Origin of the sequence: Pseudomonas sp. MPDS (assembly GCF_013283895.1) — a bacterium.
GTDB classification, from domain to species: Bacteria; Pseudomonadota; Gammaproteobacteria; order Pseudomonadales; family Pseudomonadaceae; genus Aquipseudomonas; species Aquipseudomonas rhizophila.
Genome location: NZ_CP054128.1, coordinates 4,682,305 through 4,705,442 on the forward strand (window position 1 = coordinate 4,682,305; position 23,138 = coordinate 4,705,442).

At 61.0% G+C, this 23,138-nt stretch carries 19 protein-coding genes; 8 read left to right on the forward strand and 11 right to left on the reverse strand.

Translation table 11 applies throughout. The features are described 5' to 3' along the window. Window positions 1-11: 11 nt before the first annotated feature. The 4 genes from HQ912_RS20550 to aqpZ all read left to right on the forward strand — a co-directional run bounded on the left by HQ912_RS20550 (window position 12) and on the right by aqpZ (window position 4,358). Window positions 12-815: an alpha/beta fold hydrolase gene (locus HQ912_RS20550; RefSeq protein WP_173407237.1), complete on the forward strand. Its 804-nt coding sequence runs from the start codon at window positions 12-14 to the stop codon at window positions 813-815. A gap of 4 nt (window positions 816-819) precedes the next feature. Beyond that, entirely contained in the window at window positions 820-1,383 is a 564-nt protein-coding gene (locus HQ912_RS20555) for a peptidylprolyl isomerase (RefSeq protein ID WP_076385914.1), read from the forward strand. Window positions 1,384-1,467: 84 nt separating this feature from the next. After that, on the forward strand, window positions 1,468-3,300 hold the full coding sequence (locus HQ912_RS20560; RefSeq protein WP_076385916.1) for an ABC transporter ATP-binding protein: 1,833 nt from the start codon (window positions 1,468-1,470) through the stop codon (window positions 3,298-3,300). A 368-nt stretch (window positions 3,301-3,668) separates the two neighbouring features. Next, the gene (aqpZ, locus tag HQ912_RS20565) at window positions 3,669-4,358 is read left to right on the forward strand and encodes an aquaporin Z (protein ID WP_173407238.1); all 690 of its coding nucleotides are present in this window, start codon (window positions 3,669-3,671) and stop codon (window positions 4,356-4,358) included. 16 nt (window positions 4,359-4,374) lie between these two features. On the opposite strand, the gene HQ912_RS20570 is transcribed toward aqpZ, so the two are convergent. The 7 genes from HQ912_RS20570 to aceK form a co-directional block, all read right to left on the reverse strand. Continuing rightward, window positions 4,375-5,499, reverse strand: a complete 1,125-nt coding sequence (locus HQ912_RS20570) for a GNAT family N-acetyltransferase (protein WP_173407239.1) — start codon at window positions 5,497-5,499, stop codon at window positions 4,375-4,377. 144 nt (window positions 5,500-5,643) lie between these two features. Then, complete coding sequence (locus HQ912_RS20575) at window positions 5,644-6,954, reverse strand: OprO/OprP family phosphate-selective porin (protein WP_047227923.1); 1,311 nt, start codon at window positions 6,952-6,954, stop codon at window positions 5,644-5,646. 284 nt (window positions 6,955-7,238) lie between these two features. Then, window positions 7,239-7,475, reverse strand: a complete 237-nt coding sequence (locus tag HQ912_RS20580) for an anti-sigma factor family protein (protein WP_047227924.1) — start codon at window positions 7,473-7,475, stop codon at window positions 7,239-7,241. After that, window positions 7,469-8,080 carry an RNA polymerase sigma factor gene (locus tag HQ912_RS20585; protein ID WP_047227925.1) on the reverse strand — a complete coding sequence of 204 codons (612 nt, stop codon included), beginning with the start codon at window positions 8,078-8,080 and terminating at the stop codon, window positions 7,469-7,471. The genes HQ912_RS20580 and HQ912_RS20585 overlap by 7 nt, the downstream gene beginning before the upstream one ends. A 163-nt stretch (window positions 8,081-8,243) precedes the next feature. After that, the gene (locus HQ912_RS20590) at window positions 8,244-9,365 is read right to left on the reverse strand and encodes a beta-ketoacyl-ACP synthase III (protein WP_047227926.1); all 1,122 of its coding nucleotides are present in this window, start codon (window positions 9,363-9,365) and stop codon (window positions 8,244-8,246) included. Window positions 9,366-9,689: 324 nt separating this feature from the next. Next, the gene (gene hrpA / locus HQ912_RS20595) at window positions 9,690-13,601 is read right to left on the reverse strand and encodes an ATP-dependent RNA helicase HrpA (RefSeq protein WP_047228035.1); all 3,912 of its coding nucleotides are present in this window, start codon (window positions 13,599-13,601) and stop codon (window positions 9,690-9,692) included. Window positions 13,602-13,808: 207 nt separating this feature from the next. After that, on the reverse strand, window positions 13,809-15,530 hold the full coding sequence (gene aceK, locus HQ912_RS20600; RefSeq protein WP_047227927.1) for a bifunctional isocitrate dehydrogenase kinase/phosphatase: 1,722 nt from the start codon (window positions 15,528-15,530) through the stop codon (window positions 13,809-13,811). Window positions 15,531-15,660: 130 nt separating this feature from the next. Here aceK and HQ912_RS20605 point away from each other — a divergent pair, with 130 nt between their 5' ends. Further along, window positions 15,661-16,578, forward strand: coding sequence for a DMT family transporter (locus tag HQ912_RS20605; protein ID WP_076385920.1), 918 nt, complete (start codon window positions 15,661-15,663; stop codon window positions 16,576-16,578). A 170-nt stretch (window positions 16,579-16,748) separates the two neighbouring features. On the opposite strand, the gene cysK is transcribed toward HQ912_RS20605, so the two are convergent. Beyond that, window positions 16,749-17,723 (reverse strand): cysteine synthase A, encoded by a 975-nt coding sequence (gene cysK / locus HQ912_RS20610; RefSeq protein WP_107322095.1) that lies wholly within the window; start codon window positions 17,721-17,723, stop codon window positions 16,749-16,751. 129 nt (window positions 17,724-17,852) lie between these two features. Between cysK and HQ912_RS20615 the strand changes: the two genes are divergently transcribed. The 3 genes from HQ912_RS20615 to HQ912_RS20625 all read left to right on the forward strand — a co-directional run bounded on the left by HQ912_RS20615 (window position 17,853) and on the right by HQ912_RS20625 (window position 21,131). Then, entirely contained in the window at window positions 17,853-18,929 is a 1,077-nt protein-coding gene (locus tag HQ912_RS20615; protein WP_047227930.1) for a DUF748 domain-containing protein, read from the forward strand. Window positions 18,930-19,070: 141 nt separating this feature from the next. Further along, complete coding sequence (locus HQ912_RS20620; RefSeq protein WP_003184225.1) at window positions 19,071-19,916, forward strand: AAA family ATPase; 846 nt, start codon at window positions 19,071-19,073, stop codon at window positions 19,914-19,916. A gap of 36 nt (window positions 19,917-19,952) precedes the next feature. Beyond that, window positions 19,953-21,131 (forward strand): vWA domain-containing protein, encoded by a 1,179-nt coding sequence (locus HQ912_RS20625; protein ID WP_076385924.1) that lies wholly within the window; start codon window positions 19,953-19,955, stop codon window positions 21,129-21,131. Window positions 21,132-21,240: 109 nt separating this feature from the next. On the opposite strand, the gene HQ912_RS20630 is transcribed toward HQ912_RS20625, so the two are convergent. The 3 genes from HQ912_RS20630 to HQ912_RS20640 are packed head-to-tail and all read right to left on the reverse strand — an operon-like array spanning window position 21,241 to window position 23,104. After that, window positions 21,241-21,783, reverse strand: a complete 543-nt coding sequence (locus tag HQ912_RS20630; protein WP_173407559.1) for a DUF2937 family protein — start codon at window positions 21,781-21,783, stop codon at window positions 21,241-21,243. A 13-nt stretch (window positions 21,784-21,796) separates the two neighbouring features. Then, complete coding sequence (locus HQ912_RS20635; RefSeq protein ID WP_047227933.1) at window positions 21,797-22,573, reverse strand: class II glutamine amidotransferase; 777 nt, start codon at window positions 22,571-22,573, stop codon at window positions 21,797-21,799. Between the two features lie 33 nt (window positions 22,574-22,606). Then, the gene (locus tag HQ912_RS20640; protein WP_047227934.1) at window positions 22,607-23,104 is read right to left on the reverse strand and encodes a hypothetical protein; all 498 of its coding nucleotides are present in this window, start codon (window positions 23,102-23,104) and stop codon (window positions 22,607-22,609) included. Window positions 23,105-23,138: the final 34 nt, after the last annotated feature.

Sequence of the window (23,138 nt, forward strand, 5' to 3'; positions counted from 1 at the left end):
GGATTTTGCCAATGGCCTATTTCGCCCACGAAGATTGCAACCTGCACTACGAGGAATATGGCCACGGCGCGCCCTTGATTCTGGTCCACGGGCTGGGCTCGAGCACCCGCGACTGGGAAAAACAGATCCCGGTATTGTCCGCCCACTACCGTTTGATCGTAGTGGACGTGCGCGGCCATGGACGCTCCGACAAACCTCGCGGGCCTTACAGCATCGAAGGTTTCAGCGCCGACCTGATCGCCCTGATCGAACACCTGGACCTGGGCCCGGTGCACTTGGTGGGCTGGTCCATGGGCGGCATGATTTGTTTTCAACTGGCCGTGGATGAGCCAGGGCGGGTCAAGAGCCTGTGCATCGTCAACAGCGCGCCGCAAGTCAAAGTCCGCACGCCTGATGACTGCTGGCAATGGTTCAAGCGCTGGAGCCTGATGCGCCTTCTGAGCCTTGAAACCATTGGCAAGGCCCTGGGCGCCAAGTTGTTCCCCAAACCGCAACAGACCGAGTTACGCCTGGAAATGGCCCGGCGCTGGGCAAAAAACGACAAACGTGCTTATCTCGCCAGCTTCGATGCCATTGTGGGTTGGGGGGTTCAGGAACGACTGTCGCAGGTGGCCTGTCCAACCCTCGTCATTTGCGCCGACCACGACTACACCCCCGTGGCCTTGAAAGAGGCCTATGTGAAACTTCTGCCCGATGCCCGGCTGGTGGTCATTGCCGACTCACGGCACGCGACCCCGCTGGATCAACCCGAACGCTTCAACCAAACCCTGCTCGAATTTTTGACCGCAATCGACTCAACTACTCAGGATCACTGAACCCATGCTGAAAAAAATCGCCCTCGCCGCCGGCTCCGTCCTGTTTGCCGCCAACCTGATGGCCGCGCAGCCGACCAAGGCGCCCCACGTATTGCTGGACACCACCAACGGTCAGATCGAAATCGAGCTGGATCCGGTCAAGGCGCCGATCAGTACCAAGAACTTCCTTGAGTACGTGGACAGCGGCTTCTACAACAACACGATTTTCCACCGCGTGATCCCGGGCTTCATGGCCCAGGGCGGCGGTTTCACCCAACAGATGCAACAGAAAGACACCAAGGCACCGATCAAGAACGAAGCCAGCAATGGCCTGCATAACGTTCGTGGCACCTTGTCGATGGCGCGTACTTCCAACCCGAACTCGGCCACCAGCCAGTTCTTCATCAACGTGGCCGACAATGCGTTCCTCGACCCGGGCCGTGACGCCGGTTACGCAGTGTTCGCCAAAGTGGTCAAGGGCATGGACGTGGTGGACATCATCGTCAACTCCCAGACCACCACCAAACAAGGCATGCAAAACGTGCCGATCGATCCTGTGATCATCAAGTCGGCCAAGCGCATCGACTAAACAGCACAGGGCAAGCCTGAGCGGCGGCGGCGATCCCGCGCCGCTCACAGGAAAAAAGGAGAGCCCGGCCCGGGCTATGTACCCATGGTTTATCGCCGTTTCGAAACACTGATCGACATTTTCCGCGACGCCCCTACCTCGGCACCACCGAACCGCGTCCTGCCCTTCTACACCTATTATCTGAAACAAGTCTGGCCCAGCTTCGCCGTGCTGCTGGTGGTGGGCCTGATCGGCGCACTGATCGAGGTGGCGCTGTTCAGCTACCTGAGCCGCATCATCGACCTGACCCAGGGCACGCCGAACGTGGACTTCTTCAAGCTCCACGGCCTGGAGCTGGCGTGGATGGCGGTGGTGGCGCTGGTTTTCCGGCCGATCTTCGTGGCCTTGCATGACCTGCTGGTGCACCAGACCTTGAGCCCCGGCATGACCAGCCTGATCCGCTGGCAAAACCATAGCTACGTGCTCAAGCAGAGCCTGAACTTTTTCCAGAACGACTTCGCCGGACGCATCGCCCAGCGCATCATGCAGACCGGCAACTCCTTGCGCGACTCAGCGGTGCAGGCCGTGGACGCGCTGTGGCACGTGCTGATCTACGCCATCAGCTCACTGGTGCTGTTTGCCGAAGCCGACTGGCGCCTGATGATCCCGCTGCTGATCTGGATCGCCGCCTACATCGGTGCACTCTGCTACTTCGTGCCGCGGGTCAAGGAGCGCTCCGTCGTATCGTCCGATGCCCGCTCCAAACTCATGGGCCGGATCGTCGACGGCTACACCAACATCACCACGCTGAAGCTGTTCGCCCACACCAACTTCGAACAGCAATACGCCCGCGAAGCCATCCAGGAACAGACCGAGAAAGCCCAATTGGCCGGCCGCGTGGTCACCAGCATGGATGTGGTCATCACCAGCATGAACGGGCTGCTGATCGTCGGCACCACGGCGCTGGCCCTGTGGCTCTGGACCCAGTCGCTGATCAGCGTGGGCGCGATTGCCCTGGCGACCGGGTTGGTGATCCGTATCGTCAACATGTCCGGCTGGATCATGTGGGTGGTCAACGGCATCTTCGAAAACATCGGCATGGTCCAGGACGGTTTGCAGACCATCGCCCAGCCCGTCAGCGTTACCGACCGCGATCAGGCCAAGCCTTTGGCGGTGGCCCGTGGCGAAGTGCGCTTCGAGCATGTGGATTTCCACTATGGCAAGAAAAGCGGGGTGATCGGCGACTTGAACCTGGTGATCAAGCCGGGGGAAAAGATCGGCCTGATCGGCCCGTCCGGTGCGGGCAAATCCACGCTGGTGAACCTGCTGCTGCGTCTGTATGACGTGCAAGGCGGACGCATTCTGATCGACGGGCAGGACATCGCAGAAGTGGGCCAGGAAAGCCTGCGCGAGCGCATCGGCATGATCACCCAGGACACGTCGCTGCTGCACCGTTCCATTCGCGACAACCTGCTCTACGGCAAACCCGACGCCACCGATGCGCAACTCTGGGCGGCGGTGCACAAGGCCCGGGCCGATGAGTTCATCCCGCTGCTGTCGGACGCTGAAGGCCGCAGCGGTTTTGATGCCCATGTGGGTGAACGCGGGGTGAAGCTGTCCGGCGGCCAGCGTCAGCGTATTGCCATCGCACGGGTGCTGCTCAAGGATGCGCCGATCCTGATCATGGACGAAGCGACGTCAGCACTGGACTCGGAAGTCGAAGCGGCGATCCAGGAAAGCCTCGAGACCCTGATGCAAGGCAAGACCGTGATCGCCATCGCCCACCGCCTCTCCACCATCGCGCGAATGGACCGGCTGGTGGTGCTGGAAAACGGCCGCATCGCCGAGACCGGCAGCCATGCCGAACTGCTGGCCCATGGCGGGTTGTATGCGCGGCTGTGGCAGCATCAGACGGGTGGGTTTGTGGGCATCGACTGAACCGGGTTGGCTTCTACAGACAGGAGGCGTGGGAGTCGTGTGGGAGCAAGGCTTGCCCGCGATGAAGATGACGCGGTCTCCCGGATGGCCCGAGGCGCCTGCCTCGCGAGCAAGCTTTGCTCCCACAGCCCAGCGCCCGAGCGCCATTCTGAAAAATTCTGTCCAGGATCCATTTAGCCCACACCGCAACCACATACTCCCCACCGTCCAAGGCCGAAACCGCCACAGTCCATGACTCTGGCGGTTTTTTAATGCCGCTGGATTTGTCGCAACGTTCTGCTGTACTCAGCCCAGGTTCTGGAGATGAACCTGTCGTAACTCTGCTGGATGCATAACCGATTATCACGACTGTTCTATCAAGGATGCTTATGTCTTTACTCAAACGATCAACGACTGAGTTGTTGGGTACGTTCTGGCTGGTGTTGGGCGGCTGTGGCAGCGCTGTATTGGCCGCTTCCGGGATTGGCGTGCTGGGGGTTGCCCTGGCATTCGGCCTGACGGTGTTGACCATGGCGTTCGCCATCGGCCATATCTCAGGTTGCCACCTGAACCCGGCCGTCTCGGTGGGCTTGTACGTGGGCGGGCGGTTTCCGGCCAAGGAACTGCCTGCCTACATCATTGCCCAGGTCATTGGTGGGGTGCTCGCCGCCGCATTGATCTACTTCATCGCCAGCGGCAAGGAAGGCTTCGACCTGGCCGCTTCCGGCCTGGCAGCGAACGGTTACGGCGAACATTCGCCCGGTCAGTACTCCATGGTGGCCGGCTTTGTGACTGAGCTGGTCATGACGGCAATGTTCATCCTGATCATCCTCGGCGCCACCGACAAACGTGCGCCAGCCGGCCTGGCACCGATTGCCATCGGCCTGGCCCTGACGCTCATTCACCTGATCTCGATCCCGGTCACCAACACCTCCGTCAACCCGGCCCGCAGTACCGGTCCGGCACTGATCGTCGGCGGCTGGGCCATCGAGCAATTGTGGCTGTTCTGGGTGGCACCGTTGCTCGGCGCCATCGTTGGCGGTGTTGCTTACCGCTGGCTGGGCAAGGAAAACAGCTGAGTCACGCCGGCGAAGATCAGCATTGCCGATAAGGCAGTGCGGTCTTCGCCTCTTCGGCATACGCCAACACGCCCTCCTGCTCCCGGACCAGAAAGTCTGCAACCGCCGCCTTCAGGCCAGGATGGCGCAAGTAGTGCCAGGAACGGGTGATCACCGGCTCGAAACCACGAATCAGTTTGTGCTCGCCCTGGGCACCGGCATCGAAACGCTGCAAGCCGTGGGCAATGGCGTAATCCATGCCCTGATAAAAACAGGTCTCGAAGTGCAAACGGTCGAATTCCGCCAGGCAACCCCAGTAACGCCCATAAAAACTGTCACCGCCCACCAGGCTGAACGCCATCGCCACCGGCCGTGAACCTTGCTTGGCCAACACCACGCGAATGGCCTCGGGCATGCGCTCGGCCAGCAGACTGAAAAACGTCCGGGTCAGGTACGGCGCTTGCCGACGCACCGCGTAAGTATTGGCGTAACAGGCGTAGACAAAATCCCACTGGGCCTGGTCCAGTTGATGACCTTCCAGCCATTGGAACTCGATGCCCTGCCCCGCCACTTGCTCACGTTCCTTGCGCATCTGCTTGCGTTTGCGGGAACTGAGCGCGTCGAGAAAATCCTGGAAGTCCCGATAACCGCGATTGCGCCAGTGGTACTGGCAACCAATCCGCTGCAGCCAGCCCTCCTGCCCGGCCAGCGCTGCGTCGGTAAAGGCATCGGTGAAGTTGATGTGGGCACTGGAGAGCGATTCGATTTCCAGATAACCCGGCAGGCTGGCAAGCAACTCCAACCCGTCTTCCCCACTCGCCGCCAGCAGCCGCGGGCCACTGACCGGGCTGAACGGCACCGCCGTCAACAGCTTGGGGTAATAGTCGATCCCGGCCCGGGCGCAGGCGTCGGCCCAGGCGTGATCGAACACGTATTCGCCGTAGGAATGCCACTTGCGATAACTGGGCAGAGCCGACAGCACACGACCGTCTTCAATATGCAGCAGATGCTCGGCCTGCCAGCCTGATTGCGGGCCCAGGCTGCCACTGTCTTGCAGGGCCGTGAGGAAAGCGTGGCGCAGGAAAGGTTGATTGGCGGGCACCAGCGCGTCCCACTCTTGCGGCGCGATGGCGGACAGGCTGTCCAGAACGTGTAGCGGCATGCGGCTCCCCGATATCCAGAATGCGGATGGGGCGAGTATCGCCGATCCTGAGCGGACGGACGTAAAAAAAAAACCCCGCCAGAGGCGGGGTTCAAAGGAGCTATAACGGATGAAACATGAAGCGTTGTATCAAGTCAGCCCAACTCAGAACACGTACTGGGCGCGCATGACAAAACCGTCGCCATCGTCGTCGCCGTTGGCATTGGTCACGTTGTCGGCCTTGGCCTTGACGTAGGCAGCGGAGATTTTCACTGCTTCGTTGGCGTACCAGTTCACGCCCAGGTTGTGCACCTTGGCTTCGGCATCGCCCACGTCACGGGTCGCGGAGGCAGTGGTGATGTTGTCGTCTTCGACGGTCATGCTGTCGTAGCGATAGAACACTTCCCAGGCGCCGATGGATTTGTTCTGGGGTTTGATCGCGTCAAACTTGCCGACTTTATAGCCACGGGACTCACCAGTGATGGTATAGGCACCCTGGACGTAGAAGCCGTGGCCTTTGATGTCTTCGAAGGCATCGCTGTCAGCCTTGGTTTTACGCGAAATGTATTCACCTTGGATCGACGCAGGCCCCATGGCGAAAGCGGCTTCCAGGCCGAACGCCGTGTCGGTGTCGTACGAACCGGCCGGCGAGTTGTTCGCGCCACCCAGCAACGGACGGTTGCCGTTAGGGCCGGCATCGTTGCCACCCAGCGTTTCGACGCCACGCATGCCCAGGCGGGAACGGTAACGTGCATCGAATACGGTGTCGGAGACGTCACGGGAGGCGACGTTCACACCGAAGTGCAGGACGTTGCCGGAGTCATGCATCGGCGCGAATACGAAGCGACCGTTGACCTGCTTGACGCTGTCGCCGTCGGTGTCGTTGTTGTCCTTGGCGAATACGCCAGCGGAGGCATAGAACGAATCGGCGAAGGTGCTGGACGCTTGCAGACCCAGACCGTTCTGGTGGCCGTTGGCCCAGTCGATCAGATCGTAAGCGGCGTTACGCTCCGGCGCGGTCACCCACTTGGAACTGGTGGCTTTTTCCAGACCGAAATCCGGGTCGAAACGACCGAATTTGATCGAGACCGGCTTGAAGCCGTTGTAGGCCATGGACGCTTCGTCAAAGTAACCGTCGTCTGAACTGCCGGCGTTATGCGAGAAGTCGTAGCTGATGGTGTAGGCCCAATCCGTGTACAGCACGCCGGACAGTTCCAGGAAAGCGCGACGAAAGTAAGCGGCGTCGGCCGAATTGCCATTATCGGTGTAGAGACCGTCGAACTGGCTGTAGTCAGCCTGCAAACGACCGCCAAGCTTGAAGCTGAACTCTTTGTCGGTGGTAGCGACCTCAAGGCCGCCCTTGGTTTTGACCACGATATCGGCGCCATCGGTGGTGACGGTGCCGGCGAAAGCCTGGGCGGTTACTGCCATTGCCAGTGCGCTGGCGGCAACACCTGCGAAGTGCTTACGGATCATCGAAGAATTCCCCTGTTGGTAGTCTATGCCGTTAGAAAACACGCGGAACTGAGCCCGCTGGTGTTGGAGGGGATCTTGGCGATGGGTTGTGTCAGCGCAGTTGCTGTCAGATAAAGATTTTATGACAGGGGAACTTTTTACTTCGAAAGGGAATAACCGATGCACCAATACCAGTGGGAGCGAGCCTGCTCGCGATAGCGGTCAATCAGCCGGCATTGATGTCGAATGAAACAATGCCATCGCCAGCAGGCTCGCTCCCACAGGGGCGTAGGGGTGTCTGGGACTCAGCGAATATTTTTACGGCGCTCGGCCGCGAGTTTTTCAGCCAACTGATCCAGATTGGGAACCGGCGATTCAGGCAGCTTTCTGAGCGTGGCCTGCATCAGGCGCATCTGGCGAATGAAACGCCGGCACGTGGCACAGAACATCAGATGATGGCGCATCATCAGGCGCTCACGAAAACTCAGTTGGCCGTCGAGAAAATCGCTGGAGCGCGCCACTTGTTCCTTACAGGTCAGCATTCGCCGGTTTCCTCGAAATGTTCTACGGTCGCAAAGACCTTCAGCCGTGCCCGATGCAACAGCACACGTACGTTGGAGAGCGAGATGTCCAGAAGATTACAGATGTCTTCCAGTTCCAGGCCCTGACGTTCGCGCAGGGTCAAGACACTGCTTTGCAGTTGCGACAGACTGAGCAGCGTGTGCTCGAGGCATTCGCGCAGCTCACTCATCGTGAGCAGCGCCTCCGGTGTGTCCTGATGCCAGGCGAACGGTGCTAGCAGCCAATGGCCATCCGCGGCGAAACGATCATCGCCCAGGGTGCCGTGGGGCGACGGCAGATCATCGAGCAACACCTCCCGACGGTTCTGCTTGTAGCGGCCCTTGGCGGCGTTGGCGGTGATGGTCAGCAGCCAGGTCTTGAGACTGGAGCGGCCCTGGAAGCCATTGAGGTTGCGCACCACTGACAACCAGGCGTCCTGCACCACTTCATCGGCATGCCGACTGCCCACGATGGCGTAGGCCACGGCGCGCATCGGGCTCTGGTAGGTGCTGACCAGCTCTTTGAAGGCCTGCTGCTCACCGGCCAAGAGGCGTTGGAGCAGTTGTGTGTCGTCGGTGACGGTCATTCAACGCCCATTGCTGAATAGATCGCGGCTGTGGCGAGGGGGCTGATGTGGGAGCAAGGCTTGCCCGCGATGCGGTCCTTCATAAACCGCGCTGCCTGTTTCGTGAGCAAGCTTTGCTCCCACATGACCTTGCTCCCACAAAAAATTCGTCGCCGCCAGAGGATCAATGCTTACGCAGAATCACGCTGCCAATCGAATAGCCGGCGCCGAACGAGCTGAGTACGGCGACCGAACCGCTGGGCAAATCATCCTGGTAGGAGTGGAACGCAATCACCGAACCCGCCGAGCTGGTGTTGGCGTAGCGGTCGAGGATCACCGGCGCTTCTTCTTCGGTGGCTTCGCGACCCAGCAGCTTGCGCACGATCAGGTGGTTCATGCTCAGGTTGGCCTGGTGCAGCCAGAAACGCTTCACTTCACCGACGCTCAGCTGATTTTCCTCCAGGTGCACGCCAATCAGTTCGGCCACCATCGGGCAAACATCGCGGAAGACTTTACGACCTTCCTGGACAAACAACTTGTCACGGCTGCCGATCCCCTCTTCCCCGGCGCGGTTGAGGAAGCCGAAGTTGTTGCGGATGTTGTTGGAGAATTTGGTGAGCAGCTTGGTGCTGACCACGTCGAACTGATACGGCGAGGTCGCCAGGTCCGCCCGTTCGATGATCACCGCGGTGGCCGCGTCGCCGAAGATGAAGTGGCTGTCGCGGTCGCGGAAATTCAGGTGGCCGGTGCACACCTCAGGGTTGACCATCAGGATCGCCCGGGCCTGGCCCAGTTGTACGCTGTTGGCCGCGGCCTGGATGCCGAACGTCGCCGAGGAACAGGCCACGTTGATGTCATAACCAAAGCCTTCGATGCCCAGCGCTTCCTGGACTTCAATGGCGATGGCCGGGTACGGACGCTGCAGGTTGGAACAGGCGACGATCACGCCATCGATGTCGGCGGCGGTGCGGCCGGCGCGTTCCAGGGCCTGTTTCGCGGCACCGACGGCCATTTCACACAGCACCGACCACTCGTCGTTGGAGCGCTCGGGCAGGCGCGGGGTCATGCGTTGCGGGTCGAGGATGCCATCCTTGTCCATGACAAAGCGGCTCTTGATGCCAGAAGCTTTTTCGATGAACGCCGCGCTGGATTCGGTCAACGCCTCGACTTCTCCCCGCTCGATGGCTTGGGCATTGTCGGCGTTGAATTGCGCGACGTAGGTATTGAAAGACTGCACCAGCTCTTCATTGGAGATGCTGTTGGCCGGGGTGTACAGGCCGGTGCCGCTGATGACGACGTTATGCATGGTCGTGTCTCTGATCTGTTCAGGCAGAAAGCGTTGGCACCGACGTACCAACACACAAGGGGTCTTTTCCCATCCAGGGGAAGCAGACCTGGCAGCGCTTTATTCCGATCCGCCCGTGATCATCGACGCTAAAAACCACGGGACCGGCATTTATAGGCGCGAAGTTTGCCATAAACGCTGGCGTTTGGCCCATTCTCAGTGAATTACAAAACCAAACCCTGTGGGAGCGAGCCTGCTCGCGATAGCGCTGGATCAGCCAGCATCAATGTTGACTGACCCACCGCTATCGCGAGCAGGCTCGCTCCCACAGGTCTTGCGCCGGGGTCAGGGCTCCACCTGCCCCCACTGCTTGCTCAAGCGCTTATCCGAAATCGGCACCTTGGTGCCCAGTTGCTGGGCAAACAGCGACACCCGGTATTCCTCCAGCCACCAGCGGTACAGCTCCAGTTGCGGGTCGCGCTTGCCTTCCTGGGCGTGTTTGCTGGCGCGGGTCTGGTACTGGGCCCAGAGGTTCGACAGTTCACCGCTCCAGACCCGGTCCTTCTGCACCTGGCTGCCGAGTTTCTCCAAGCGCTGCTCGATGGCCTTGAGGTAGCGTGGCAGCTCCTTGAGCCACTGATGCGGGGTTTCGCGCACAAATCCCGGGTACACCAGATGGCTGAGTTGCTGCTTGATGTCGTTCAGCGCCACGGCCTGGGCCAGGTCGATCTTGCCCTTGAAGCGTTTTTGCAGGCCGTGCCAGAGTTTGAGGATCTCCAGGGTCAGCTTCGCCAGGCGTTCGGCGTGTTCGGTCCAGCCGCCGCGTTTGCGCTCGGCCAGGGATGCTAGTGCGGCGCCATCACGGGGCAGGCTCGCCTCGCCTTCCAGCACGCAGCTGTCGAGACTGACCAGCAGGATGTCTTCCACCAGGCTGTCGATGCGTCCCAGTTCGCGGTACAGCAGACCCAGCTCCGTCAACCCGGGCAGTTTGCCGCGCAGGAACTTGGCCGATTCTGCCAATTGCTGCATCAGCAACCGCTGCAAGGCGCGACGGTGCTGGAACTCGGCTTCAGCCGGGGTCGGGAAGCGGCCTTCCTTGACCACACCGCCCTCTTCCACCAGCGCCGGGTACACCGTCATCGACAGCCCGGCGATCTTCTGTTGGGTTTTCTCGGCCACCGGGGCGAAGATTTTCGCTTCCACCGGCGCCTGGCTTTTCGCCGTCTGCGGCACGGCCAAGGCGGCCTGGCTGGCTTCGGCAAAGCGCGCCGTCAACTCGGCCAGGTCACGGCCTTCGCCGAGAAACTTGCCCTGGCCGTCGACGATTTCCAGATTCATGCGCAGATGGCTTTCCACCTGCTGCGCAGCTTCCGCCCAGGCTTCGTCGCTGACCCGCGCGCCGGTCATGCGCAGCAGTTCGCGGCCCAGGGATTGCGGCAACGAACCCTCAGCAAAGGTGATGCGTTGCAGCGCGGCCTTGACGAAATCCGGCACGGGCACGAAGTTTTTGCGCAGGGCCTTGGGCAGGTTGCGCACCAGGGCGATGCACTTGGCTTCGATCATCCCGGGCACCAGCCATTCCAGACGCTCCGGCGGCAACATGGGCAGCAGCGGTGCCGGCACGCGCAAGGTCACGCCGTCGCGGGGATGGTTGGGTTCAAAATGGTAGCTCAGCGGCAAGGTCAGCTCACCGACGCGCAACGTGTCGGGGTAGTACGCGGCAGTGACTTCACTGGCCTCGCGGGCCAGCACGTCTTCTTCGCGCATGATCAGCAGTTGCGGGTCTTTCTGGCTGTTGATCCGGTACCAGCTGTCGAAGGTCGCGGTCTGGTGGATCTCGGCCGGCAAGCGCGCATCGTAGAAGGCGAACAGGGTTTCCTCGTCCGCCAGGATGTCGCGACGGCGGGCCTTGGCTTCCAGTTCGTCGAGTTGCTCCAGCAGTTGGGTATTGGCACTCAGGCACTTGGCCCGGGACTGGATCTCGCCGCGCACCAGCGCCTCGCGGATGAACAGTTCCCGCGACACCACCGGGTCCACCGGCCCGTAATGCACCGGCCGGCGACCGACCACGATCAGCCCGAACAGGGTGATCTGCTCATACGCCACCACCTGCCCGCGCTTTTTCTCCCAATGGGGTTCGAAGTGGTTTTTCTTGATCAGGTGCCCGGCCAGCGGTTCGATCCAGTCCGGTTCGATCTTGGCCACCATGCGCGCGTAGAGCTTGGTGGTTTCCACCAGTTCGGCGGTCATCAGCCATTGCGGACGCTTCTTGCCCAAGCCTGACGAGGGGTGAACCCAGAACCGTCGTTGACGGGCACCGAGGTAGTCGCCGTCTTCGGTTTTCTGGCCGATCTGGCTCAGCAGGCCGGAAAGCACCGCCTTGTGCAGCTTCGGGAAATCGGCCGGCTCTTTATTGAGGCTCAACTGCATGTCGCGGCAGATCAGGCTCAACTGGCGATGGGAATCGCGCCACTCGCGCAGGCGCAGGTAGTTGAGGAAATTCTTGCGGCACCAGTTGCGCAGCGGGCTGGCGGTCAGGGCCTGGCGCTGCTCTTCGAAACCGCGCCACAGATTGACCAGCCCGGCGAAGTCCGAGTCGGGGTCTTTCCACTGGGCGTGGGCCTGGTCAGCCGCCTGCTGACGCTCCGGTGGACGCTCGCGCGGGTCCTGGATCGACATGGCGCTGGCGACGATCAGCACTTCCTGCAAGCTGCCCAGTTTCGCCGCCTCCAGCAGCATACGGCCCATGCGCGGGTCCACCGGCAAGCGCGCCAACTGGCGGCCCAGCGGGGTCAACTGACTGTTGCGGTCCACCGCCGACAGTTCTTGCAGCAGGTTGAAGCCGTCGCTGATGGCCTTGCCGTCCGGCGGTTCGATGAACGGGAAATCGGTAATCTCCCCCAGGCGCAGGTGCAACATCTGCAGGATGACCGCCGCCAGGTTGGTGCGCAGGATCTCGGGGTCGGTGAATTCCGGCCGGCCGAGGAAATCCTCCTCGCTGTACAACCGCACGCAGATCCCCGGCTCGACCCGCCCGCAGCGGCCCTTGCGCTGATTGGCGCTGGCCTGGGAAATGGCTTCGATGGGCAGGCGCTGGACCTTGGCGCGATAGCTGTAGCGACTGATGCGCGCGGTGCCGCTGTCGATCACGTAGCGGATGCCCGGCACGGTCAGCGACGTTTCAGCGACGTTGGTCGCCAGCACCACGCGACGGCCAGGGTGGGACTGGAAGATCCGCTGCTGTTCGGCTGGCGACAGCCGCGCATACAACGGCAGGATTTCGGTGTGTTTGAGCTGGGCCTTGCGCAGCATTTCCGCCGCGTCGCGAATCTCCCGCTCGCCCGGCAGGAACACCAGCACGTCACCGGGGCTGCGGCGTTCGCTACGCTCATAGGCGGCGATTTCATCGAGGGTGGCGAGGATCGCCTGGTCGACGGTCAAGTCGTCCTCGACCCGGTTGCCTTCCTCGTCCTGCTCCAGGGTCAACGGGCGATACCAGGTGTCCACCGGGAAGGTGCGACCCGAGACTTCCACGATCGGCGCGTCATCGAAGTGCTTGGAAAAACGCTCCAGGTCGATGGTCGCCGAGGTGATGATGACTTTGAGGTCCGGGCGACGCGGCAGCAGGGTCTTGAGGTAGCCGAGCAAAAAATCGATGTTCAGGCTGCGCTCGTGGGCTTCGTCGACGATGATCGTGTCGTAGCGTTCCAGGTAACGGTCGTTCTGGGTTTCGGCCAGCAGGATGCCGTCGGTCATCAACTTGATCAGAGTGTTGGCGTCGCTCTGGTCTTCGAACCGCACCTGGTAACCCACCAGCGCCCCCAGCGGCGTGGCCAGCTCCTCGGCGACCCGGCTGGCGACGCTGCGCGCGGCGATCCGGCGCGGCTGGGTATGGCCGATCAAACCGTGCTGGCCGCGACCGATTTCCAGGCAGATTTTCGGCAGTTGCGTGGTTTTGCCCGAGCCGGTTTCGCCAGCGATGATCAGCACCTGGTGCTTGAGCAGCGCGTCCTTGATTTCGTCGCGCTTGGCGGCGATCGGCAAGCTGTCGTCGTAACGAATGACCGGCAGGCTGGCCTTGCGCGCCAACACCTGATCACACGACGCCTGCATGCGCGTCACCCACTGGGCCAGCTTGGCCTCGTCGGGTTTCTTGCGCAGCTCGAGCAACTGACGCCGCAACCGGTGACGGTCGGCGAGCATGGCGTGGTCGAGGTTTTTCAGCAGTTTGTCGATAGCGGGGGCTTGGTCAGTCATCAGGTACGCAAGGGTCGTCGGTTTGTGCAGGGGGCCGATTGTCGCAGATTTGCGCAGGCTGCGCCGACCCATGGCAGCCTGCCCGCTGTTCCCTTGTGGGAGCGAGCCTGCTCGCGATAGCGGTGTGTCAGTCGACATTAATGCTGGCTGATCCATCGCTATCGCGAGCAGGCTCGCTCCCACAGAGGTTTTGCGCAGATTTCGGGGTTATTCGCTGTCCAGGTCTTTACGCCGATAGGGGAACACGTCGATCACCTTGCCCGCCCGAATCGCCTCTTGCAGGCCCTTCCAGTAATCGGCGTTGTACAACTCGCCGTGCAGTTGATCGAACAGTTTGCGTTGCCCCGCGTCGGCGAACAGGAAAGGTGGGAACTCTTCGGGAAAAACGTCCAGCGGCCCGATGGAATACCACGGCTCGGAGGCCATTTCGTCTTCCGGGGTCCGCGGCTGGGGAATGTGACGGAAGTTGGCTTCGGTGAGAAAGCAGATTTCGTCGTAGTCGTAGAACACCACGCGGCCGTGGCGGGTCACGCCGAAGTTCTTGAGCAGCATGTCGCCAGGGAAGATGTTGGCCGCCGCCAGTTGTTTGATCGCCAGGCCGTAGTCTTCCAGCGCCTCGCGCACCTGGTCCTGGTTGGCGTTTTCCAGGTAGAGGTTCAGTGGCGTCATGCGCCGTTCGGTCCAGCAGTGACGAATCAATACCGTGTCGCCTTCCACCGACACCGTGGACGGCGCCACGTCCAGCAGTTCCTCCAGGCATGCCGGTTCGAACTTGCTCAGGGGAAAGCGGAAATCGGCGAATTCCTGGGTATCGGCCATGCGCCCGACCCGGTCGACGCTTTTCACCAGCCGGTACTTTTCGATCACGGTCGCGCGGTCGACGTTCTTCGACGGCGAGAAACGATCCTTGATGATCTTGAATACGGTGTTGAAGCCCGGCAGGGTGAATACGCTCATGACCATGCCACGTACACCAGGGGCCATGATGAACTGGTCGTCGGTATTCGCCAGATGGTTGATCAGCGCCCGGTAGAACTCGGATTTGCCGTGTTTGTAGAAACCGATGGAGGTGTACAGCTCGGCGATGTGCTTGCCCGGCAGGATGCGCTTGAGAAAGCCGATGAATTCCGCCGGGACCGGCACGTCCACCATGAAGTAAGAACGGGTGAACGAGAAAATGATCGACACCTGCGCCTCGTCGGTAATCAGCGCATCGATCTGGATGCCCCGGCCTTCGCGGTGCAGCAGCGGGATCACCAACGGCCATTGGTCGTCCTGCGTATAGATCCGGCCCACCAGGTAGGCGCCCTTGTTGCGATAGAGCACCGACGAAAACAATTCCACCGTCAGTTGCGGGTCCTTGCAGACCCAGTCGGGCAGGTTCTCCCGCAATTGGGCTTCAAGGCGCTGCAAATCGCCCGGCAAGTCGGCGTAATCCTCGCTGAAACGGTAATCGGCGAAAATCGCCGCCAGCATCCGGTCCAGCTGGCCCTCAGGTTTGTAGGTACGGGTCTGGGCGGCTCGGGCGCGGCGCAGGCTGGGCCGGGTGGTATGGATGAACATGGTGCCGTCGCTGATCAGGTCATGGCTGAACAGCCCGCAGAAGATCGAGTTGTACCAGGTCTCGGACAGCTCATCGTCGAAACGCAGGTCGATCAGGCTGATGTAGGCGCTTTTGACCAGCGGCCAGCAACTGACGTCCATCAGCGCCTCGGCTGCGAAAGCCTTGCGCAAGCGGGCGACGGTTTCGAAGACCTTTTCTTCATACAAGTTGATCCGCGCCGCAGACGCCTCTTGTGCCTCCTGCCAACGGGCCTGCTCGAACCGGGCGCGGGCGCCATCGGTGATCTGCCGGAAATGCTCACGGTAATCGTCAAAGCCTTCGAGGATCGAACGGGCGATATCGGCGGCGGGCCATGGCTGCGGCATAGGGTAAACCTCGGCGGGTCATGCTTGTTATTGGCGACTGAGCTTAGAGGCCAATCGCGCGGCAACGCAACCATTGCCATCGGTCTTGAGCGAGGCGACACTTGCGACCCGATCAAGGAAGGAATGCGCTGTGAACCCCGTTGATATCCTGCGTTTGCTGTCATTGGCCGCCATCTGGGGAGCCAGTTTCCTGTTCATGCGCATTATCGCCCCTGTCATTGGCACAATCCCCACTGCATTTTTTCGCGTGTCCATCGCTTTTGTCGGCTTGCTGGTGATCCTGGCGTTGATGCGTATCGACTGGAATTTTCGCGGCAAGCTGAAAATCGTGATGGTGCTGGGCCTGATCAACTCGGGCATTCCGGCGACGTTTTATTCGCTGGCGGCCCAGGTGCTGCCGGCCGGTTACTCGGCAATCTTCAACGCCACCACACCCTTGATGGGGGTGTTGATCGGCGCGCTGTTCTTCAGCGAAAAACTCACCATGACCAAGGTCAGCGGTGTGTTCCTGGGATTGTTCGGCGTCGGCATCCTGACCGGCGCGGGGCCGGTGGCCTTCGATCTGCAATTGCTGATGGGCGCCCTCTCCTGTCTGCTCGCCACCACCTGCTACGGTTTCGCCGGGTTCCTTGCCCGCCGCTGGCTTGATCATCAAGGCGGGCTGGACAGCCGTCTCGCGGCCCTGGGCAGCATGTTCGGCGCCACGGTGTTGCTGTTGCCATTGTTTGGCTACAGCGTCATCAGTCACCCTCCGGCCAGCTGGGGTGGCTGGAGCGTCTGGCTGTCGCTGCTGGGGTTGGGCCTGGTGTGTACAGCGCTGGCGTACATTCTTTATTTCCGCCTGCTCAGTTCCATTGGCCCGGTCAAATCCATGACCGTGACCTTCCTGATCCCGCCGTTCGGCGTGTTATGGGGGGCGTTGCTGCTGGATGAGCCGTTGGGGATGGCGCACCTGTATGGCGGGGTGCTGATTGCGGCGGCGCTGTGGCTGGTATTGAAACCAGCGGCGAGCGCGACCAAGGAGCCGCTCCCAGACCAGCGCAACTGAACATCCCCCCACCCTTGTGGCGAGGGGATTTATCCCCGCTGGGTTGCGAAGCGACCCCATAACTGACACCTCGAGGTGACTGAGCTGTTCTGGGGACTGCTGCGCAGTCCAACGGGGATAAATCCCCTCGCCACAATAACCTTCGCTCACCAGTCGCTGGGGGGCACGATTTACTGCTGAGTCTCCTGCTCAGTGAACAGATCACTGAACAACATGCTCGACAGGTAGCGCTCACCCGAATCCGGCAGGATCACGACAATGGTCTTGCCTTGCATTTCCGGCTTTTCCGCCAGGCGCACGGCTACAGCCATCGCCGCGCCACAGGAAATGCCGCACAGGATTCCCTCCTCCTGCATCAGGCGCAGGGCCATGGTCTTGGACTCCTCATCCGTAACCCGCTCGACCTGATCGACGATCGACAGATCGAGGTTTTTCGGCACGAACCCGGCACCGATCCCCTGGATCTTGTGGGGGCTGGGCTTGATCTCGTCCCCCGCCATCGCCTGGGTGATCACCGGCGAAACCACAGGCTCCACCGCCACCGACAGAATCGGTTTGCCGCAGGTGTTCTTGATGTATCGCGAAACCCCGGTAATGGTCCCGCCGGTGCCGACGCCCGCCACCAGCACATCCACAGCGCCGTCGGTGTCGTTCCAGATTTCCGGGCCGGTGGTTTTTTCATGAATGGCCGGGTTGGCCGGGTTATCGAACTGCTGCGGCATGAAGTATTTGGCAGGGTCGCTGGCGAGGATTTCGGCCGCTTTCTCGATGGCACCCTTCATGCCCTTGGCCGGATCGGTGAGCACCAGCTCCGCGCCCAAGGCCTTGAGTACCTTGCGCCGCTCGATGCTCATGGAGGCCGGCATGGTCAACATCAGCTTATAGCCGCGGGCGGCGGCCACGAACGCCAGACCGATCCCGGTGTTGCCGGAAGTCGGCTCGACGATGGTCATGCCGGACTTGAGCTTGCCCGAGCTTTCGGCGTCCCAGATCATGCTGGCGCCGATCCGGCACTTGACCGAGTAACCTGGGTTGCGCCCTTCGATCTTGGCCAGGATGGTCACGCCACGCGGGGCAATGCGATTGATCTGCACCAGTGGCGTATTGCCGATGGAATGGGCGTTGTCAGCGAATATGCGGCTCATGACTGGGTCCTTAATGCAGCGGGGATTTAGCGCTTAAAGGTATGCCTGTTGCCCATGGGCGTCCAGTTGCACCGAACGTTCCAGTTGTTACAACAGTCAATGTTTTAACAACGCGGGAGACTGACTGAAATGAAGCGTCGATACAGCTGGCCACTGTGGACTTTCGCCGCCATCGTTGCGGTGCTGGTGGCCCTGCATTTCACCTTGCCGTTCCTGGTCCGCGACTACCTGAACGACAAACTGGCCGACATGGGTGACTACCGCGGCCAAGTGACCGATGTGGACCTGGCGCTCTGGCGCGGGGCCTACCGGATCAACGGCCTGGAGATCGTCAAGGTCGACGGCAAGGTTCCTGTGCCATTTGTCGAGGCGCCACTGATCGACCTGTCGGTCAGCTGGCATTCGCTGTGGTACGACCATGCGGTGGTGGCCGAGGCGGAGTTCGTCCGTCCCGAAGTGAATTTCGTCGACGGCGGAGCCGACCGGCAGAACTCCCAGACCGGTCGGGGCACCAACTGGCGCGAGCAACTGAGCAAGCTGCTGCCCATTACCTTCAACGAAGTGCGAATCCGGGACGGCAAGGTGACATTTCGCAACTTCAACTCCAAGCCGCCCGTTAACCTGCGGGCTACCGACGTCAATGCCAGCTTCTATAACCTGACCAACGTGGTCGACACCGAAGGCAAGCGCGACGCTCGTTTCGAGGGCAAGGCCCTGGTGGCCGAACATGCGCCGCTGGAGGTGCAGGCGACCTTCGACCCGTTGAGCGACTTCGAGGATTTCGACTTCCGCTTGCGCGCCAGGGACATCGAACTCAAGCGCCTCAACGATTTCGCCGCGGCCTATGGCAAATTCGATTTCAATGCCGGCCATGGCGATCTGGTGGTGGAGGCAGAAGCCGAGAACGCCCAGCTCAGCGGCTACATCAAACCGCTATTGCGCGACGTTGACGTGTTCGACTGGCAGCAGGATGTGGAAAACGAAAAAAAGAACATCTTCCGTTCGGTCTGGGAGGCCTTGGTGGGCGCGGGAGAAACGGCCCTGAAAAACCAGCGCAAGAACCAGTTTGCCACCCGGGTGGAGCTCAGCGGCAATGTCCATCAGCAGGACATCAGCGCCTTCGAAGCCTTCCTCCAGATCCTGCGCAACGGTTTCGTCCAGGCCTTCAATGCCCGGTATGAGCAGCCGCCGCCGTCGGCCGACTGAGTCAACATGTGACGCTCCATTCAGAGACTGAATACAGCGTCTGCGTTCACAGTCGGCGGGGCACCGCGTTATAGTCGGGCACGACATTTATTTCGCGCGCCCCGCCTCGTCAGGCCGGCGTCACGTTCGAGGAAATTACAGATGAAGTTCGAAGGCACCAGCGCCTACGTGGCCACCGATGACCTGAAGCTGGCCGTCAACGCCGCCATCACCCTGGAACGTCCCTTGCTGGTCAAGGGCGAACCGGGCACCGGCAAGACCATGCTGGCCGAACAACTGGCTGAATCCTTCGGCGCGCGCCTGATCACCTGGCACATCAAGTCCACCACCAAGGCCCATCAAGGCCTCTACGAGTACGATGCGGTCAGCCGCCTGCGGGACTCGCAGTTGGGCGTGGACAAGGTGCACGACGTGCGCAACTACCTGAAAAAAGGCAAGCTCTGGGAAGCGTTCGAGTCCGAAGAGCGGGTGATTCTGCTGATCGACGAGATCGACAAGGCCGACATTGAATTCCCCAACGACCTGCTGCAAGAACTCGACAAGATGGAGTTCTACGTCTACGAGACCGATGAAACCATCAAGGCCAAACAGCGGCCGATCATCATCATTACCTCCAACAACGAAAAGGAACTGCCGGACGCCTTCCTGCGCCGCTGCTTCTTCCACTACATCGCCTTCCCCGACCGCGTCACCCTGCAGAAAATCGTCGACGTGCATTACCCGGATATCAAGAAAGACCTGGTCAGCGAAGCGCTGGACGTGTTCTTCGACGTGCGCAAGGTGCCGGGCCTGAAGAAAAAACCTTCCACCTCCGAACTGGTGGACTGGCTCAAGCTGCTGATGGCCGACAACATTGGCGAAGCGGTGCTGCGCGAGCGCGACCCAACCAAGGCCATTCCGCCTCTGGCCGGTGCCCTGGTCAAGAACGAACAGGACGTGCAACTGCTCGAGCGCCTGGCGTTCATGAGCCGCCGTGGCACCCGCTGAACCCTCTTCGTTTCAACAAGAGCGAGGGCGATTGCCATGCTGCTTAACCTGTTCAATGAAATGCGCGCCGCCAAGGTGCCGGTGTCGGTGCGTGAACTGCTGGACCTGATCAACGCCCTGAAACAGCGGGTGATCTTCGCCGACATGGACGAGTTCTATTACCTGTCCCGGGCGATCCTGGTGAAGGATGAACGGCATTTCGATAAGTTCGACCGGGCCTTTGCCGCCTACTTCAATGGCCTGGAGAAACTCGATGATCATCTCCAGGCGCTGATTCCCGAAGACTGGCTGCGCAAGGAGTTCGAGCGCTCGCTGACCGACGAAGAGCGGGCGCAGATCCAGTCCCTGGGCGGCCTGGACAAGCTGATCGAGGAATTCAAGAAACGCCTGGAAGAACAGAAGGAACGCCATGCCGGCGGCAACAAATGGATCGGCACCGGCGGCACCAGCCCGTTCGGCTCCGGCGGTTTCAACCCCGAAGGCATCCGCGTTGGTGACGCCGGCAAGCGCCAGGGCAAAGCCGTAAAGGTCTGGGACCAGCGCGAGTACAAGAATCTGGACGACCAGGTGGAACTGGGCACCCGTAATATCAAGGTCGCCCTGCGCCGCCTGCGCAAGTTTGCCCGCCAGGGGGCCGCCGAAGAACTGGACATCGATGGCACTATCGACCACACCGCCCGGGACGCCGGCCTTCTGAATATCCAGATGCGCCCGGAGCGACGCAACACCGTCAAGTTGCTGTTGCTGTTCGACATCGGCGGCTCGATGGATGCCCACGTAAAAATCTGCGAAGAACTGTTCTCGGCCTGCAAGACCGAGTTCAAGCACCTGGAGTATTTCTACTTCCACAACTTCGTCTATGAATCAGTGTGGAAAAACAACCTGCGCCGCACTTCCGAACGCACCTCGACCCAAGACTTGCTGCACAAGTATGGCGCCGATTACAAAGTGATCTTCATCGGCGACGCCGCCATGGCCCCGTATGAAATCACCCAGGCCGGCGGCAGCGTCGAGCACTGGAACGAAGAACCGGGGTATGTCTGGATGCAGCGCTTCATGGAGAAGTACAAGAAACTCATCTGGATCAATCCATACCCGAAGGACACCTGGGGCTACACCGCGTCGACCAACATCGTGCGCGAACTGGTGGAGGACCGCATGTTCCCGCTGACCTTGCGAGGGCTGGAAGAAGGGATGCGGTTTCTTTCCAAGTAAGATTTTTTCCCCCCTTTAGGGCCTCATCGCGAGAAGGCTCGCTCCCACAGGGTCTCGAGTCCAATGTGGGAGCGAGCCTGCTCGCGATGCTTTCAGCCTCCGAGCGATGTTACAGCCCGCGCAAATCGCGCTCTTCAATCGGCCGGCTCTGGCGCAGACGCCTGCCGCCCAGCACCACCCAGTCGATCAGGCGGAACAGGCACTCCAGGCCAAACGACAGCAACATGGCACCACTGAGGCCCCAGATCATCGCTTCGGGGGTCAGGAGAATCTGGTAGCTGTAGCCGTTCCAGGTTTCCTTGCGAATTTCCGGGTCAGCGGCCAGTGCCACTTGCAGCAAACGGATGTACCACGGCCCCTGCATTGCCTGGAATTGCTTGTCCAACGCCTGCTGACGGACGAGCAAGGTGTTCAGGCTGTCAGCATCACTGCGAAAGATCGGGTCTTCGCTGGCACGGTAGTGAACCACCAGCGCTTGCATGTCGCCCTTGAAAAACTGGTTGGCGGTGCCCTGGAAGCCTTTTAGTCCTGTCTGCGCTTCGATCAGGTGCGCCTCGACCCGCTTGGCGTAATCGCTTATGAAACCGGGCACCTGCACCCCCACCAACAGGCCTACCGCGAACAACACCAGCCGTAGATAACTGAGCAACATAATCGTGAAGTCCTTATTCGGTCTGGCCATGGCTGACGCATTCGCCGCGCCGCCACAGGCTCCATTGGCCCGGTTCGTAGCGGGTCCAGGTTTCGTTTTCAGTCAAGGGTTCGGTGGCAATTACCGTGACCACGTCATTGGGCGTGGTTTCGGCGTGGAAATCCACGATCACGTCCACATCCTTGAGCCGCGCCGGGCCGAACGGCGCGCGACGGGTGATCTGGACCAGTTTGGTCGAGCAAAAGCAGAACAGCCAGTCACCATCGCTGAGCATGCAATTGAACACGCCCTTGCTGCGGTATTCGGTGCAGGCCTGGATCAACGACGGCAACAGTTGCTCCACCTCCACCGGTTCCGGGAACGCCTGGCGCACGCGATTGAGCAAATCGCAGAACGCCGCCTCGCTGTCGGTATCGCCCACCGGACGATAGAAGCTTGCGCCCGGCTGGAAATCGGCGAGTTGGCCATTGTGAGCGAAGCACCAGTTGCGGCCCCACAACTCACGTACGAACGGGTGGGTGTTGGACAGGCAGACCTTGCCGACATTGGCCTGGCGAATGTGCCCGATCACCACTTCGCTCTTGATGGGATAGCGCTGCACCAGGTTCGCCACTTCCGACTCGCTGCTGGCGGCCGGGTCCTGGAACAGGCGCAGGCCACGACCTTCATAGAAGGCAATGCCCCAGCCGTCCCGGTGCGGTCCGGTCTTGCCGCCACGCTGCATCAGCCCGGTGAAGCTGAACACGATATCGGTCGGCACGTTGGCGCTCATGCCCAGTAACTCACACATGCTCGGACCCTCGCTTCAATGGGACAAGCCTGGCTACAGCCGCGGTTCGATGCGCGAACGCTGAGGGTTGCTCGGTACTGGCGGGCGACCGTAACGGTCATCACCCGCCACGCCGAACGGCTGCTCATCCTGTAGTTCATCGGCAGCGGCGGCGGCTTTGGCGGCAGCGGCTTTTTCCTTGCGAGCGCTGGCTGCACGCTCGATGGGGAAGCGGATCAGCACGAAGATCAAATAAAGACCAAAGACGATCATGCCGTACATGAACAGATCGGATACCGCACGCCAGGCGTTGTTGCCGACCTTGAACAGCACGTCCAGGGCAACGATGGCCAGGGCCGGAGCAACCTGTTCCTTCACGGGGTCGACGATAGTGGGGCTGAACAGCAACACCGCCATCAACAGGCGCAGGGGCTCGCGCAACCAGCGCCAGATCCAGCGGGTCATGCGCATCCATACCAGCAGGCAGCCCAGGGCGGCGAAGGCATAGAGGCCCCAGGCGATCAGATAGTCGTTCTCGGTCATGGTGTCCATGGCAAGGCAGGCAAGTCGGGTAGAGGCGGACCAT

Excerpts from the sequence above, each read along its gene's own strand:
- HQ912_RS20550 (WP_173407237.1), top strand. The coding sequence starts at position 12 with ATGGCCTATTTCGCCCACGAAGATTGCAACCTGCACTACGAGGAATAT.
- HQ912_RS20555 (WP_076385914.1), top strand. The coding sequence starts at position 820 with ATGCTGAAAAAAATCGCCCTCGCCGCCGGCTCCGTCCTGTTTGCCGCC.
- HQ912_RS20560 (WP_076385916.1), top strand. The coding sequence starts at position 1,468 with ATGGTTTATCGCCGTTTCGAAACACTGATCGACATTTTCCGCGACGCC.
- aqpZ (WP_173407238.1), top strand. The coding sequence starts at position 3,669 with ATGTCTTTACTCAAACGATCAACGACTGAGTTGTTGGGTACGTTCTGG.
- HQ912_RS20570 (WP_173407239.1), bottom strand. The coding sequence starts at position 5,499 with ATGCCGCTACACGTTCTGGACAGCCTGTCCGCCATCGCGCCGCAAGAG.
- HQ912_RS20575 (WP_047227923.1), bottom strand. The coding sequence starts at position 6,954 with ATGATCCGTAAGCACTTCGCAGGTGTTGCCGCCAGCGCACTGGCAATG.
- HQ912_RS20580 (WP_047227924.1), bottom strand. The coding sequence starts at position 7,475 with ATGCTGACCTGTAAGGAACAAGTGGCGCGCTCCAGCGATTTTCTCGAC.
- HQ912_RS20585 (WP_047227925.1), bottom strand. The coding sequence starts at position 8,080 with ATGACCGTCACCGACGACACACAACTGCTCCAACGCCTCTTGGCCGGT.
- HQ912_RS20590 (WP_047227926.1), bottom strand. The coding sequence starts at position 9,365 with ATGCATAACGTCGTCATCAGCGGCACCGGCCTGTACACCCCGGCCAAC.
- hrpA (WP_047228035.1), bottom strand. The coding sequence starts at position 13,601 with ATGACTGACCAAGCCCCCGCTATCGACAAACTGCTGAAAAACCTCGAC.
- aceK (WP_047227927.1), bottom strand. The coding sequence starts at position 15,530 with ATGCCGCAGCCATGGCCCGCCGCCGATATCGCCCGTTCGATCCTCGAA.
- cysK (WP_107322095.1), bottom strand. The coding sequence starts at position 17,723 with ATGAGCCGCATATTCGCTGACAACGCCCATTCCATCGGCAATACGCCA.
- HQ912_RS20615 (WP_047227930.1), top strand. The coding sequence starts at position 17,853 with ATGAAGCGTCGATACAGCTGGCCACTGTGGACTTTCGCCGCCATCGTT.
- HQ912_RS20620 (WP_003184225.1), top strand. The coding sequence starts at position 19,071 with ATGAAGTTCGAAGGCACCAGCGCCTACGTGGCCACCGATGACCTGAAG.
- HQ912_RS20625 (WP_076385924.1), top strand. The coding sequence starts at position 19,953 with ATGCTGCTTAACCTGTTCAATGAAATGCGCGCCGCCAAGGTGCCGGTG.
- HQ912_RS20630 (WP_173407559.1), bottom strand. The coding sequence starts at position 21,783 with ATGTTGCTCAGTTATCTACGGCTGGTGTTGTTCGCGGTAGGCCTGTTG.
- HQ912_RS20635 (WP_047227933.1), bottom strand. The coding sequence starts at position 22,573 with ATGTGTGAGTTACTGGGCATGAGCGCCAACGTGCCGACCGATATCGTG.
- HQ912_RS20640 (WP_047227934.1), bottom strand. The coding sequence starts at position 23,104 with ATGGACACCATGACCGAGAACGACTATCTGATCGCCTGGGGCCTCTAT.